The 14,422-nt window shown below is 71.6% G+C and carries 12 protein-coding genes and 1 pseudogene; 8 read left to right on the top strand and 5 right to left on the bottom strand.

The annotated features are described in order from the left end of the window. Positions 1–111 precede the first annotated feature (111 nt). The 4 genes from G4D86_RS22940 to G4D86_RS22955 all read left to right on the top strand — a co-directional run bounded on the left by G4D86_RS22940 (position 112) and on the right by G4D86_RS22955 (position 4,909). Positions 112–1,563, top strand: coding sequence for a PQQ-binding-like beta-propeller repeat protein (locus tag G4D86_RS22940; protein WP_240360422.1), 1,452 nt, complete (start codon positions 112–114; stop codon positions 1,561–1,563). 388 nt (positions 1,564–1,951) lie between these two features. Further along, entirely contained in the window at positions 1,952–3,001 is a 1,050-nt protein-coding gene (locus G4D86_RS22945) for an AraC family transcriptional regulator (RefSeq protein ID WP_163996131.1), read from the top strand. Between the two features lie 627 nt (positions 3,002–3,628). Then, complete coding sequence (locus G4D86_RS22950; RefSeq protein WP_163996132.1) at positions 3,629–4,114, top strand: hypothetical protein; 486 nt, start codon at positions 3,629–3,631, stop codon at positions 4,112–4,114. 36 nt (positions 4,115–4,150) lie between these two features. After that, complete coding sequence (locus G4D86_RS22955; RefSeq protein WP_163996133.1) at positions 4,151–4,909, top strand: DUF4386 domain-containing protein; 759 nt, start codon at positions 4,151–4,153, stop codon at positions 4,907–4,909. 21 nt (positions 4,910–4,930) lie between these two features. On the opposite strand, the pseudogene G4D86_RS22960 reads toward G4D86_RS22955, so the two are convergent. After that, positions 4,931–5,959: pseudogene (locus G4D86_RS22960) on the bottom strand (methyl-accepting chemotaxis protein); the annotation flags it as partial. Positions 5,960–6,386: 427 nt separating this feature from the next. On the opposite strand from G4D86_RS22960, the gene G4D86_RS22965 reads away from it, so the two are divergent. Next, the gene (locus G4D86_RS22965; RefSeq protein WP_163996134.1) at positions 6,387–6,986 is read left to right on the top strand and encodes a hypothetical protein; all 600 of its coding nucleotides are present in this window, start codon (positions 6,387–6,389) and stop codon (positions 6,984–6,986) included. A 4-nt stretch (positions 6,987–6,990) separates the two neighbouring features. On the opposite strand, the gene G4D86_RS22970 is transcribed toward G4D86_RS22965, so the two are convergent. After that, complete coding sequence (locus G4D86_RS22970) at positions 6,991–7,734, bottom strand: PP2C family protein-serine/threonine phosphatase (protein WP_163996135.1); 744 nt, start codon at positions 7,732–7,734, stop codon at positions 6,991–6,993. Positions 7,735–8,115: 381 nt separating this feature from the next. Between G4D86_RS22970 and G4D86_RS22975 the strand changes: the two genes are divergently transcribed. Continuing rightward, on the top strand, positions 8,116–9,114 hold the full coding sequence (locus G4D86_RS22975) for a hypothetical protein (protein ID WP_205519692.1): 999 nt from the start codon (positions 8,116–8,118) through the stop codon (positions 9,112–9,114). A gap of 4 nt (positions 9,115–9,118) precedes the next feature. Here the strand turns inward: G4D86_RS22975 and G4D86_RS22980 are convergent, their stop codons facing one another. The 3 genes from G4D86_RS22980 to G4D86_RS22990 all read right to left on the bottom strand — a co-directional run bounded on the left by G4D86_RS22980 (position 9,119) and on the right by G4D86_RS22990 (position 12,630). After that, on the bottom strand, positions 9,119–10,417 hold the full coding sequence (locus tag G4D86_RS22980) for a hypothetical protein (protein WP_163996136.1): 1,299 nt from the start codon (positions 10,415–10,417) through the stop codon (positions 9,119–9,121). A gap of 21 nt (positions 10,418–10,438) precedes the next feature. Next, on the bottom strand, positions 10,439–11,323 hold the full coding sequence (locus G4D86_RS22985; protein ID WP_163996137.1) for a hypothetical protein: 885 nt from the start codon (positions 11,321–11,323) through the stop codon (positions 10,439–10,441). Between the two features lie 188 nt (positions 11,324–11,511). Next, a complete protein-coding gene (locus G4D86_RS22990) occupies positions 11,512–12,630 on the bottom strand; it encodes an aminotransferase class I/II-fold pyridoxal phosphate-dependent enzyme (RefSeq protein ID WP_163996138.1) in 1,119 nt (372 codons plus the stop codon). A 205-nt stretch (positions 12,631–12,835) separates the two neighbouring features. Between G4D86_RS22990 and G4D86_RS22995 the strand changes: the two genes are divergently transcribed. Together G4D86_RS22995 and G4D86_RS23000 are read left to right on the top strand one after the other, a co-directional pair. Then, positions 12,836–13,309: a peroxiredoxin family protein gene (locus tag G4D86_RS22995; RefSeq protein ID WP_163996139.1), complete on the top strand. Its 474-nt coding sequence runs from the start codon at positions 12,836–12,838 to the stop codon at positions 13,307–13,309. Positions 13,310–13,348: 39 nt separating this feature from the next. Beyond that, positions 13,349–14,395 (top strand): SDR family NAD(P)-dependent oxidoreductase, encoded by a 1,047-nt coding sequence (locus G4D86_RS23000; RefSeq protein WP_163996140.1) that lies wholly within the window; start codon positions 13,349–13,351, stop codon positions 14,393–14,395. The last annotated feature ends 27 nt before the right edge of the window (positions 14,396–14,422 follow it).

Consider the following 14,422-nt stretch of genomic DNA (forward strand, 5'->3'; position numbering starts at 1 on the left):
TAGGGCGTGAGGCGGTGGTGGGGTGCGGTGCTGGGCGTGTGTGTATGGGCGGGTTGTTCGGCGGAGCACGGTGGAGGGGCAGCGGAAGCACCTGCAGGAGAAGTGACGCCTGTGCCCGAGACGCCTTCCGTCGAAACGGGAGACCCGGTGGTGGAGCAGGAGCCTCCCGCCGGTGAGCATGAAGATGCCGGTGTGCCTGACGAGCCCACACCGCCCGCGGCCTGCTCGGGCCCGGACGGCACGGCGCGGCTGGCGTGGAGCTACGACGCCGCGTGGGACCAGAGCGTGGACTTCCGCGGGACGATGGACGCGGACGGCCGGACGTACTGGACCGAGTGCGACAGCGCGTACTGGTCGGACAAGGACCCGAGCCAGCTCCAGTGCCACCTCGTCTCCGCCACGCGTGACGGCGCCATCCGCTACCGGCTCCTGCTGCCTCGAAACGGGCTCACGGCCGTACACGCGGTGGACGCGGCGCGGCTCTACCTGACGTCCGCGAGCACCACGCTGTCCGCGCAGGCGCTCGAGGACGGCAGCGAGCTGTGGAGCGCCGACCTCGCGAAGCTGCGCACCGAGGACCCGCAGGCGGCCCGGTCATTCCTCATCGACTCGGTGGCGCTCGCCTCGCCGTACGTGCTCGCGGTGGTGCGGAACACCTTCGAGGACGCGGACGGGAAGACGCTGCTCGTGGCGCTGCGCGCGGACACGGGCGCGGTGGCGTGGACGGCGCTGATACCTGCGGTGCGCACGCCCCTGGTGCTGGATGCGGAGGGCAACGTCTACGGCGGCTCCTTCGATGCCACGGCCGGAGAGACGACGCTCTTCTCGTACACGCTGGAAGGCCAGCCGCGCTGGCAGGTGCGCCGCGCGGGTGAGCTCCGGCCCTCCGCGGTGGAGGGCGGCAGGCTGGTGCTGGACCGCGCCGAGGTGGCTGACGCGGCCACGGGAGCACCGGTCGCCACGCTGGCCACCGCGACGGTGGTCGATGGGTACTTCTCGCTCGGTCAGTCCAGCTCCGCCTACGGGCGCGTGGCGTTCCAGGCCGGGGGCTCGCTCTTCCTCCCTGCCCCGCCGTGCACCGGCTCGGGTTGTCCGACAGAGATGCACCCCGGCCGCACGTTCCTCTACGGGCTGAGCCCGGAGGATGGCTCGCCGCGCTGGCACCGGGCCGTGGGCGCCTGGCCGATGTCGCCGCTGCTCACCCGGCGCGACTCGCTGCTCCTCATCGACCGTCCAGCGGCGGAGGGTTGCGAGGAGAGCAACAGCTGCGTGGGCGATGATTCCTCCAGCGACTCGTTCCTGCGCGAGCTGGCGGTGGATGACGGGCGGGAATTGGCCGCGTGCGCGCTGCCGGGCAGGGCGCCCTACATCACCCCGCCCGCGTTGCACGGAGGGCGCGTGGTGCTGGGCGCGTGGACCAACTGGCTCGCGAGCAACGACTGGACGCGGCGCATGAGCATTCGCGCCTTCGACCTGTCCGTGCCCACCGAGCCCGCCACCACGGGCTGGGTGACTGCGGGCGGCGGCAACTCACGCTCGGGACGGGCGACGCCGCGGCCCTGAACGTGTGACAGCGCCGGGCCCCGGCCGTCGGCTCCGCATGCGGCCGGGGCGGCACCACGGCATCGAGTGAGTGAAAACGCCGAGCCCCCGGCGTCGGCTCCGCATGCGGCCGGGGCGGCACCACGGCATCGAGTGCGTGACAGCGCCGGACCCCGGCCGTCGGCTCCGCATGCGGCCCGGGCGGCACCACGGCATCAAGTGCGTGACAGCGCAGAGCCTCGGCCGTCGGCTCCGCATGCGGCCCGGGCGGCACCACGGCATTGAGCGCGTGACAGCGCTGAGCCACCAGCGTCGGCTCCGCATGCGGCCGGGGCGGCACCACGGCATTGAGCGCGTGACACCCGCCTGCCCTTCGGCGGGCCCCGGGCCTCGACTACGCTCGCGCACCATGCGCACGGAAGAGTCGGACGCGGGCATGCGCTTCACGGTGTCGGCGGGCGCGCTCGGCGCGCTGCTGGCATACGCGCGGGGGCTCGGCGTCGAGACGCAAGGCATGCTCGCGAGCGCGGGGCTGGAGGAGGCCTCGCTCTCCGGCCCCGAGGCCCGCGTTCCACAGGCCGCCTACAACCGGGTCTGGGAGCTCATCGTGGAGGCGTCGGGCGACGAAGACTTCGGCCTGCACTTCGCCGAGCGGCTGGACCTGGACGCCTTCCACGTCATCGGCCACCTCGCCGCCAAGAGCGCCACGGTGCGCGAGGCGCTCTCCCGCATCGTCGCGTACTCGCGCATCCTGCACGACGCGGGGCGCGTGGAACTGGAAGCCCACGAGGGCCTCATGTTCCTGTACCCGGGCTGCCGGGGCCTGCCGCACTCCTGGCCGCGCCACATCGCCGAGTTCTCCACCGCCTCCGCCGTGGTGCTCCTGCGCCGCATCACCGGACAGCGAAGCTGGACGCCCACCGAGGTGCGCTTCCGACACACGGAGCCCCGGCGGCGAGCCGAACACCAGCGCCTGCTCGGTGTCAGCCCGCGCTTCGGCCAGCCGGAGACGCTGCTCGCATTCCCGCCGGACTTCCTCGACATGCCCATCGTCACGCGCGAGCCGGGCGTGGGCAGCTACCTGGAGGCGTACGCGCGGGACGTGCTGTCGCGGCTGCCCTCCACCGAGGACGACCTGCCCGCCCGGGTGCGGCACGCCATTGCCCAGCGACTGGGCAACGGTGCGTCCCCGCCCGACGTAGAGGACGTGGCCACCCAGCTCGCGCTGGGCGCACGGACGCTGCAGCGACGGCTGCGCGAGCAGGACACCACCTACGCGGCGCTGGTGGGTGAGGTGCAGCGCGCGTACGCCGAGCGCTACCTGGCGGACGACGGCATGACGGTGGCGGAGGTGGCCTTCCTCACCGGCTTCGCGGACGTGGCCAGCTTCCACCGCGCCTTCCGCCGGTGGACGGGGACCACACCCGCCGCCTTCCGAGCCGCGCGCCCCCCGCGCTGACGCGAGACGCGAGACGCGGGAAGACACGGCCTCCTCCCCTCCGGCCGGAGGACTCGTGGAAGGAACGTTCCTTCCGGCCATACCGGCCGCCAGGCGGGGGCTTTACGTCCGTTCCCATGCAGGCCCGGCGCCCCGATGAACCGCGCTGTCACGCGTTGCCGCCACCGGCCACGTGGAAGGAACGTTCCTTCCAGCCACGCCGCCCGCGGGTTGGGGGCGACACGTCCGTTCCATGCAGCATCCGGCGTCCTGATGAACCGTGCAGTCGCGCGTGGCCAGGGGAGGGTCGCCACCGGCCACGTGGAATGAACGTTCCTTCCAGCCCTGCCGGCCGCCGGGAGGGGGCATCACGCCCGTTCCATGCAGCATCCGGCGTCCTGATGAACCGTGCAGCCGCGCGCGGCCAGAGGATTGGCGCCACCGGCCACGTGGAATGAACGTTCCTTCCAGCCCTGCCGGCCGCCGGGCGAGGGCATCACGTCCATGCCACGCAGCCCCTGCTGAAGAAGCCGCGCTGTCGCGCACGGGCAAGGGATTGTCGCGACCGGCCACTGTGACGAGGGCCTTCCCTCCGTAGCCTGAGCTCCAGGTGATTCGTTCCGCGCACGGCGCGGCGGGGAGGCAACCATGAACACGCTGCGAGTAGCGGTGCTGCTGGGAGCGCTGGGAATCGCGGGCACGGCCCGAGCGGAGGAGCCGCCCGGCACCACGGACCACGAGCTACTGCTCCACGGCTGGCGCTCGCCCTCCATCGGCGTGGAGTACCGGCGGGGCTTCCTCGGCATCCACGCGGGGGCGTACCCCACCGTCATCTCGCGCGACGCACGCGGCGACACGGAGACCACATGGTTCGCGAAGGCGGGGCTCACGGGCTACTTCCTCCCGCTGCGCCTCACGTCCGAGCGCGCCTCCACGCTCTTCGTCTCCGTTGCGTATCTGCGCGGGCTGAACCGCGACTGGGACGATGCGCTCTTCCTGGAGACGGGCTTCCGCTGGGCGGTGTGGAAGGGCCTGGACCTGCGCCTGGGCGCGGGCCTGCTGCTCGCCCCTGGCCATTCCCCCCGCGTCAACCCGACTCCCGGCGTGAGCTGGAGCTTCCCACTGCCCGGGTGACCGCGCCGGGCCACTCGCTTCGAGAGGAGACGACACATGCGCGCTGAACGTTTCGTGGGCTGGGTGATGCTGCTGTTCCCGCTGGCGGTGAACGTGTCCTTCGGGCTGCTCGCCACGCGCTTCGACTACCCGGACGTGCTACGCCAGCCCGCGGCGCACGTCCTCACGCGGTTCGCCGAGGGCGGTCCCTCACTGGTGTGGACCTGGTACGCGTACGCGCTGCTGGTAGTGCCGTACCTCGCCGCAGTGGCGCTGCTGCCGCGCGTGCTGAAGACCGAAGACACACCTCCCCCGCTGCTCCGCGTGGCGACGGTGCTCGGAGTGTTCTCGTGCGCGGTGCAGCTGCTCGGCCTCCTGCGCTGGACGTTCGTGGTGCCGGCGCTCGCGTCCACGTACGTGGCCCCGGGCACGGACGAAGCCACGCGGCGTGCGCTGGAGGTGGCCTTCACCGTGCAACATCAGCTCTTCGGGGTGATGCTGGGCGAGCACGTGGGCCAGCTCTTCCTCGCAGCCTGGACGGCCGGGGCGTGCGTGGCGTGGGCACGCGCGGGACGCAGCCGGTGGGTGGCGGGACTGGGAGTGGCCTCCGCGCTCCTGTTCATCGTAGGGCTGGTGGACGGGCTGGCCACGGTGCTGCCGCTGTCACCCGGCCCGCTGGCCCAGGCACCGGTGGCGGCCTTCGGACTGTGGTGCCTGTGGTCGCTGGCCACGGGCATCCAGCTCCTGCGCAATGAAGCGGACACACGCACCGCACGGACGCGCCCTGCCCAGGGCCTGGCGACCCACGCCCGGTAGCAAGCGCGGACAGCGGACCACTCAGAGCTGGTAGCGCCCGACGATGGCGCTCAGCTCACTGGACGCGGTGGAGAGCTGGATGGCGGCCTGCTCGCTGTCGGCCATTCGCTCGACAATCTGGTCCGCCAGGTCCGCCATCGAGCTGAGCGCGGCGAACAGCTCCGCGATGCCGGCGTCCTGCTGGCTGACGGCATCGGCGATGCTGCGCACCGTCTGGCCGTTGGTCTGGATGATGGTGGCCAGCGAGCGCAGGCTCTCTCCCGCGGCACGCACCTGCTCCAGGCCGCCCTCCACCTCGCGCGCGCCACCCTCGCTGGTGCGCACGGCGTCGGAGATGGCCCGGCCGATGTCGCCCAGGATGGACTGCACCCGCGTCGTCGCGCCCGCGGACTGGTCCGCCAGCGAGCGCATCTCCCGCGCCACCACCGCGAACGAGCGGCCCGTCTCGCCGCTGCGCGCCGCCTCGATGGAGGCATTCAGGGCCAGCACGTTGGACTGGTCCGCCAGGTCCTTCACCGTGCGGGTGATGTCCCCTACCTGCCGCGTGCGCTGGTGCAGCTCGGAGATGGTGCGTCCCATCTGCTCCACGTGAGAGCGGATGTGCGTGAGCCCACCCACACTGCCGGACACCGCGTCCTCGCCCGCCTGGCCGAACTCGGTGGCCCGCTGCGCCTCGCGCTGGATGGCCTCCACCCGCTTCGCCGCCGCCTTCGAGGCCTCCTGGAGCTGCTGCGCCGCGAGCTGCGTCTCGTGCAGCGCCACCGCCTGCTGCCCCACCGCCTCGTTCTGCACCGACGCGGACTCGGTGAGGTGCGTGGCGGCGGCCTCCAGTCGCTCGGACGAGGCGCGCAGCGCCAGCAGCATCGTGCGCAGCTGCGCCATCAGCGCCGAGAAGGAGCCGGCAATCTGGCCAATCTCATCCTCCGAGCGCACCTCCAGCGTGCCCCGGAAGTCGCCCTCCGCCACCACGCGGGCCGTGGCGGCGGTCAGCTCGCGCAGGGGTGCCATCAGCCGGCGGATCAACGTGAAGACCCCCGCCCCCGCGGCCAGCGCGAGCGCGCCGTTCAGGAAGAAGAGCCAGAGCAGGGAGCCGAAGGTGAAGGCCCCCGAGCCGGACCGCAGCACGGCCCCCGTGAGCGCGACGCTCACGGCGGTGAGGACGAAGATGACCAGTGAGATGGCCACGGACAAGCGCGCGGCAAGGCTGTGCGTCATTCGCTGCGAAGCCAAGGAGAGGGACACGAGGGGGAGCCGCCGAGCATACTCCGACCGGCACCTGTTGTTGAGGGGTGGACACCGAATTCACAGGTTGCAGGGTGGTCTGAATGACCCTGGTGGACCCGACACGGCGCCACGGGTCGTCTCCTCCCAGGTGACGTTTGCGGTCGTCCCTGGATCTCCACCATGCACCCTCACGGAGACACTGTCCGCGCCACCGGCTTGACGGGAGCGGAGCCGCTGCGCTCCCGTGTGCGCCATGCGCCCGTCCTCCCTGCTGCCGGCCCTGGCCCTGCTCGCCCTCTCGCCCACCGGGCTCCGGGCGGAGGAGGCGCAAGGCGAGGTCCGGGCGAAGGCGGAGCCCGCCCCCACGCCGCGCAACTTCGGCAACCTCCGCGTCGGAGGCTCCACGGCCAACGGCAACGGCCGGCCCGAGCTGTGCCTGGAGCTGTCGCCGGTGTCCTTCCTCTCCGTGGAAGGCTGCGGCACCGGGAGTGGATTCCTGCACGGAGACCCGGAGCCGGAGGTGGCGCACTTCCGCACCAAGCTGCGGCTGCTGTCCTTCGACGCCGAGGGCTGGGGCACCCTCCAGCCCTTCCTCGCCGCGGGCATGGCCGAGGCACAGGTGGGCGAGGACGACCCGGGCTTCCAGTTCAACGGCACGGACGCACGCCGCGTGTCCACGGCGGGGCCGGAAATGGGCGTGGGGCTGCGCTTCCTGCGCCCGCTGGCCTCCGGCTTCGAGCTGGTGGGCGACTTCAACCTGGGCATGGCCTGGCTGCCACATGCCCCGGAGCTGGTGAAGCCCCAGGACACGTGGCTGCCCTCGGCCAGTCTCTCCTTCGGCGTGGGCTTCTGACGCGTCAGGCGTCCGCGACGCGCAGCACCACGGCGGTGATGTTGTCCTTTCCACCGGCCTCGTACGCATCCGCGACGAGCGCGTCACACACCTCGCGCGCCGAGGACAGCGTCAGCCGCCGCAGCAGCCCGTCCATGCCCAGCGGCTCGTAGAGCCCATCCGAGCACAGCAGGAACACGTCCCCGGGCTCCGGGCGCAGCCGCTGCACCGTGGGCTCCGCGTTGTCCGTGCCCAGCGCGCGGGTGATGAGGTGCCGCCAGTTGCCCGCGCCGCCCGGCGGCTCCATGCCCGCGTCGCGCAGCTCCTCGATGAGCGAGTGGTCCCGCGTCAGCATCTCCAGCTGTCCCGCGCGCAGCCGGTACAGCCGGCTATCACCCACGTGGGCCACGGCCGCGCCGTGCTCGCTCACCGCCAGGGCCACCACCGTGGACGCCATCTCCCTCAGGCGGCCCACGCGCTGCGCCTGCAGGTTGCGCTGCGCCAGCGCCGAGCACGCCGACAACAGGTTCTCCTCCCGGCTGCGCCCCGGGTCCGGCACCGTGGGCCACGTGGAGTCCCGGTCCTGCTCCAGGCGCAGGCCGAAGCCCACGAAGGTGTCCACCACACAACGGCTGGCGACCTCTCCACCCTCCTGTCCGCCCAGCCCATCCGCAACGACGAACAGCCCCAGCTCCGGCAGGACGCAGTACGCGTCCTCGTTGTGCGTCCGCCGGCCAATGTGGCTCTGTCCCGCGCTGTCCATTCTCATGACTCCTCCTCGGGCCTCTCCCCAGCAAGCGGGAGGCCAGCGCCCGCTCCCCCGGTCGGGCACTGGAACGGATACCTCCGTTCGGGGGGCGCCTGGAGTGTGAGTGCCACAGGACCCCGACATCCCAGCCCCACCCGTCCGCTGGCCGACGCTGCAACCGCCATCCATCCATCAACGCGCACCCCAGCGTGGGGTCGCCACCCCACACCACGGACCTGGGCTGGAATTGAACACCTGAACGGAATGGCGGAATACCTACTCGACGCAATGGTGGCCCCGCACGCCCTGGGGGCGGAATTCCGTTGGGGCTCCTGGCAACTTCCCTGGTGACCGCGCGACAATCCGGATGCGGCCACTCGTGCGTGCCGCGTGGGGTGCCCGATGTCCTCCATCCGTCGCGTGCTGTCCGGCATCTCCTCCTCCATCTCCCGCGCCCGGCTGGATGTGGAGACGGAGCCCGTCACGCCGCTCGCCCCGCGCGAGCCGCTGCAGCCGATAGAGCCCGTGCGGCGCGGCTTCTCCGACCAGAGCGACTTCCAGGTGGACGGGGAGGACATGGGCGCGGCGCTCGCCGCGGACGCGTCCGACTTCACGGGCCGCGCCTCGCGGTCCGAGCCCGCGCCGGAGCAGCTCCGCGTGTTCTCCGGGGAGAGCTCCTTCGAGTCGGCGAGCACGCGCTCGCGTTATGCGCAGATGCTGGGCTCGCAGCTGCCGTCGTCGCTGGGCGCGCCCCAGGAGCGCTCGGGCGGCGCATCACCGGTGTCGGGGGGACGGGGCCGGGGCGTGGACGCGGCGGCCATGGATGACCTGCTGTCGCCCGACGCGGCCGCGTGGGAGCTGCAGAACCTGGACACCTCCACGCCCAGCGTGGTGGAGCCGGAGGACCTGCTCTTCATGCTGGACCCGCCCGGCTCCGCGGGCCCCGCGGACCCCGTGCTCGAGCTGGGGCTGGACGACATCTTCGAGGACGGGCCGGCCGGCATCTCCGGCGTGGGCGCCGCTTCGCCCCAGGCCGTGGACGCCATCGACGACGTCCAGATGGACGCGCTGGACGACGCCACCCATATCCCGCCCGAGTTCCTGGACCCCGCCGTGAGGCCCGCCGGTCCGGACGAGTTCCTCGCGGACACGAGCGACCTGGGCTCGATGGTGCCGGAGGAGTTCTCGGTGGGTGACGCGGCCCTGGCTGGAGTGCTGGCCCCGCTCGCCGCCAGCCCCGCGGCTGCCAGCGCGCCGGTGGCCGCGGCGCTCGCGTCCCAGGGCGTGGAGGCGGTGGCGGATACGTTCGAAGTGGAGCCGCCGGCCCAGGCCACCGTCGACCTGGGCGCCGCCGCGTCGGGTGAGCCCGCGGCGCAGCCGTCCGTGACGTCCGAGAGCTAAGCGCTCAGGGGGCCTTGGCGTCGGCCAGCGCCGCGTCGAGCTGCGCCTGGGCCTCGTCCACGTCGTGGGTGAGCTCGCGCACGTAGCGCATGCGCTCCTCGCTCTGCCACTCGGCGGAGGAGAAGGTGGAGGTGGCGTACTCGCTCGTCGTGTGGACGTAGCCGCGCAGGCTGGTCATCAGCTCGCGGTCCGGGTCTCCCGACTCCTTGAGGAGGAAGCCCTCCACGTCGCGCAGCTTCAGCGGGAAGGTGGGCACCTCGTCCAGCACGAGCTTGCCGAAGACGGTGAGCTTCACCTCCTGCGGCCCCTCCTTCAGCTCCTCGTTGAAGGACACGTGCGCGAAGGGCACGCCGCTCTCGTCGTCCACGCGGCCCGCCACCACGTACCGTCCGGCCTTGCGGACCTGAATCCCGAGATAGAGCTGGAGTGAGCCCGCCTCCACCACCTCGCGCACCTGGCCGGTGAACAGCGCCGGCGGGGACGGGGTGTAGAGGATGTCGAAGAAGGCCGAACCCTGAGAGCCGCCCGAGCTCACGCGCACCTCGACGCGCAGCGTGCCGGAGAACATCGGGAAGCCCTGCTTCGACGGCTGGAGCTTGCCGGTGAAGATGCCGTCGCCCGCGAGCGAGTCACCGACGGCGCCGTTGTCCAGGAAGGCCAGCGGCACCGCGGCCGCCGCGGCGCCGCCCGTCATGTGCTCGGCCTCGTGCGCGGTGGCGGACACCACCTGGCAGGGCCGGGGCGCGCGCTGCGCGTCCTCGCAGGAGACGAAGAAGTGCACCGTCTCGTCACCGACGACGAAGACGCGGTCCTGCTTCAGCTTCAGCTGCACGTCCGGGTTGTCGCGGCTCAGCGGGCGCGTGCGCTCCGGCTCGGCCAGGTCCATCTGGTCCGGCTGCTCGCGGCTGGGGCGCGAGTCCGGCGGGTAGCGCGTGGCGGCCACGTACGTGTCCAGCGTGCGCTTCGCCCGCTCCAGCCGCTGCGCCCACAGCGTGCGCTGGGCCTCGCGCTCGGTGTCCTTCGAATCCGTCGCGCCCGCCTGCGCGGCGCCTGGCGCCCGAGGTGCTTCGTGTGCCGCCCTGCCCTGCTCACCGGCGAACTTGCCGGGAGCTTCCGGCGGCCCACCGGCACGCGCCGCCTCGTCCGGAGACGAGGAGGCGCGCTCGGTGGACGACACGCTGGCACCGCCACCTCCCGTCCACCACCACCCGAGCAACCCCAGCGCGACGGGGATGAAGACGACGGCCCACCGGGCGCGGCGGGAGCGGGAAACAGGAGGAGGGACGGTGCCAGGAGCAGTCATATCGCTTCTTGGAAACGGGGCTCAGCGAGCGTAGTTCACCATGTCCTCGCGGACCTTGGCGACGATGCCACCCCAGTTGCCGTTGGCGTAGTGGTTGTACGCCTCGCCGTCATCGCGCAGCTGCACGGAGTGGTAGCTCCACTTCGCCTTGCCGTCGCTGCACGCGGCGGTGCCGGTGTTGAGCGTGCCGCCGCAGAACCAGTCACCGGGGTTGCACTGCGAGCTGCCCGAGCTGCCGGACACGCCACCGGTCGAGTGGTAGGACACCGCCTCGTCGTCCTGGCCCGGGAGGATGCCCGAGTACAGCGTGCCCTTGGAGCCCGCGAAGTTGTAGAACCAGATGTTGCGCGTGGTGTTGTGGTTGTACATGGCGCGCGCCGTCGTGGTGACCAGGTCGCTCACCAGCGGCTCGCTGACCGCCCACTCACCCACGTCCGCCAGCTCGCTGCCGCCGCCGGCGCCGGACGCCACGTCCACCCACTTGATGTTCCAGCCCGTCTGCGTGGTGCCGTCCGTGTTGCCGCACACGCCGCTGGCGTTGGGGGTCGCGTTCTTCTTGTAACGCGCCGAGCCGCCGTACAGCGACAGCGCGTAGCCGATCTGCAAATCACCCGCGCTGTGCGCGGCGATGAAGCACCAGTTCGCGCCGGTGCAGAAACAGTCCAGCGCGTCACGGATGCGATAGTTCTCGCCGCCAACGCGCTGCGTCCCGTTCCAGTTGACGGCCTTCTTGTTCACACCGGCCGCGGTGCTGGACGGGCCCCAGTAGCTGAAGTCGTTGTAGTTGCCGGCCTGCGTCGAACCACCGTTACGGCCGTGAATCCACAGCGAGTAGTTGGTGGCGGCGGCCTCCGTGCCCGCCAGCAACGTGGCGGCGGCTACGGCCATACCGATGAACTTCTTCATATTGAGCGCCTCGCTCCGAGATGAGGGAAGACCTCGCACGGTGGGGGACCGGGCGGGGAAGCGCACACTCTAGGACGTAGGGCTGTAAAAGGTCGAGGTCACGGAAATCTTGAAGTGCGGGAAAGAACTGACACGTCGCGTCACAGAGTGACGCTGACGCACCAGGACCATGGCCGCGTGCATCAGCGTCAGCGCGTGGCGATGACGTAGCGCTCCAAACGGGCCAGGGCGTCGGGGAGATTCATGCGGCCCAACCCCAGACGGAAGTGGTTGCCAGGGAAGTCGTAGACGTCGCCGGGAAGGAGCAGCACGCCCTCGCGCTCGACGAACTCCTCGGTGAAGCGGGCCACGGGCGTGTCGCGCAACAGGCGCGGGAAGGCCACGCTTCCGGCGCGCGGGCGCACCCAGCGGAAGGTGTCCGCGTGGCGCGCGAAGAAAGCGTCCAGCAGCGCGAGGTTGGCGGCGAGGATGTTCCGGCTGCGCGCGAGCACCTGCTCCTTCGCGCGCAGGGCGATGAGCGCGAGCACCTCGCTGGGGGCGCTGTTGCAGATGGTGGTGTAGTCCTTGAAGGCCATGCACCGGCGCAGCAGGTCCGCGTCGCGGCAGGCGAGCCACCCCACGCGCAGCCCCGCCAGACCCATTGCCTTGGACATGACGCCCAGGCTGATGCCGCGCGGCGTGCGCTCGGCGGCGGAGGGCAGCGTGTCGCGCGCGTCGTACTCCAGCAGGCGGTACACCTCGTCGGACAAGAGGTGGATGCCGCGCTCGTCGGCCAGCGCGCACAGCGCGTCGAACGTCGCGCGGTCCGGCAGCGCGCCGGTGGGGTTGTGCGGGAAGTTCACCACCAGCAGGCGCGTGTCCGGCCGCAGCGCGCGGCGCAGGGCGTCCAGGTCCAACGCCCAGCCGTCCTCTTCACGCAGCGGCAGCAGCGTCACCTCCGCGCCCGTGGCCCGCGCGACTTCGTAGAGGGACTGGTAGCCCGGCCAGGTGACGACGGCGTGCGTGCCCGGGCCCAGCAGCACGTTCATCAGCACGAAGACGGCTTCCTGTGCGCCCGCGAAGGTGAGCACGTCCTCCGGCGCGAGGCCCGGGTAGAGGGCGGCGAGCTCCTGCCGCAGGGCGGGCAGGCCGGTGGATTCCGTATAGCCGAGCGTCAGTCCCTCCCAGCGGGCCAGGGCGTCCGGATCGGCGAGCGCCAGCAAGTCCTTCAGCCGCCAGCCCTCGATGTCCGACGAGCACAGCAGGTAGGGCGCGGAGAACTCGTACCGTGCGAAGTACCGCTCCAGCTTGAAGTCGGGGATGCGCATGGCCTGCCTGTCTGCCCTCTCCCGCGCCGGGCGTCCAGCGGCCTTGCAAGGCGCATCCACTGTCCCCGGGGTGGGGATTTCCCTGCACCAGGGCCCGTACCGTCCGGGCAGGCGAGCGTCCCTGAAGGCCTCGCGGGGGGAGGACGGCGCCCGCCAATGCATAGCTTGAGTCGCGTCCTCCTGAAGCCCACTCGTGGGAGCCTGCATGCCGACGCTCGACATCCCCATCAAACTGTTGGACCCGGATGGCGGTTGGGTCAACGCCCCGGTCCATGTCTCGGAGCTGGATGAGCTGCCCGTCCTCCTCCACTTCTTCACCATGAAGGACCCGCACGGCATCGCGGACTTCGACGAGCTGAAGCGCTTCATCGGGGAGTTCTCCCCGCGCGGCCTGCGCGTCATCAGCGTGGACGTCACGCACTCCGAGAAGGAGCTGCGCGACACCAACGCGGTGGAGGCCTTCGCGCTCGAGCACGACCTGACCCACCCCATCGCCGTGGACGACGGCTCCATGGCCCAGGCCTACGGCGTGACTCAGACGCCCGCGTGGCTCGTGTTCGACGGGGAATCGGGCCGGCTGCGCCACCACTTCACCGGACGCAACGGCGCGCACCACGTGCGGCAGGTGCTGGACCGCTTCACGCGGTACGACACCTCGGCCGCCGCTCCCGGGCCCTGACGCCTGCGCCCCGCGCACCCGCCACACGGAGAACCGCACATGGCAGATCGCCGCAAGGACAAGGACGCTTCCCGTCTATCCCTGGGGACGCTGGCCGCGGCCGGTGTCGGCGCGGCCCTGGGACTGCGCAGGCTGATGAAGCCGCGCTTCCAGTTCGCCGGCCGCACGGTGCTCGTCACCGGTGGCTCGCGGGGACTGGGGCTGGTGATGGCGCGCCAGCTGGTGAAGGAGGGGGCACGGGTGGCCATCTGCGCCCGCGAGGAGACCACGCTGGAGCGCGCGCGTGAGGAGCTGGAGCGCGGCGGCGGCGAGGTGCTGGCCATCCCCTGTGACGTGAGGGACCAGGTGCAGGTGGAGGCCATGGTGGCCGCCATCCACGAGCGCTTCGGCGTGGTGGACGTCCTCATCAACAACGCGGGCGTCATCCAGGTGGGCCCGATGGAGTCGATGACGCTGGAGGACTTCCGCGAGGCCATGGACACGCACCTGTGGGCGCCGCTGTACACGACGCTGGCGGTGCTGCCGGAGATGAAGCGGCGCGGACAGGGCCGCATCATCAACATCGCCTCCGTGGGCGGCAGGGTGAGCATCCCCCACCTGGTGCCGTACGCGGCGAGCAAGTTCGCGCTGGTGGGGCTGTCGGACGGCATGCGCGCCGAGCTGCGGCAGGACGGCATCCTGGTGACGACGGTGTGCCCCGGCCTGCTGCGCACGGGCAGCCCCCGCAACTCCTGGTTCAAGGGCAACCACGAGAAGGAGTACGCGTGGTTCACATTGGGCGACTCCCTCCCCTTCATGTCCATGAACGCGGAGACGGCGGCGCGAAGAATCCTCGCGGCATGTCAGCGGGGTGACGCGGAGGCACTGGTGGGCCTGCCGGCGAAGCTGGGCGCACTGGGCCGGACGCTGGCGCCCAACCTCACCGCCTCGCTCACCGCCTTCGTCAACCGCTCCCTGCCCCAGGACAGCAACCCGGACCGCGTCCGGGGCAGCGAGAGCGAGACGCCGCTCACCCAGTCCTGGCTCACCGAGCTGACGCGCCGCGCGGCCGAGCGCAACAACGAGAACGAGGTGCCCCTCCATTGAGGCCACGCACCCTGCCCCGCCGCCCTC

It is taken from the genome of Pyxidicoccus caerfyrddinensis (genome assembly GCF_010894405.1).
Classification (GTDB): domain Bacteria; phylum Myxococcota; class Myxococcia; order Myxococcales; family Myxococcaceae; genus Myxococcus; species Myxococcus caerfyrddinensis.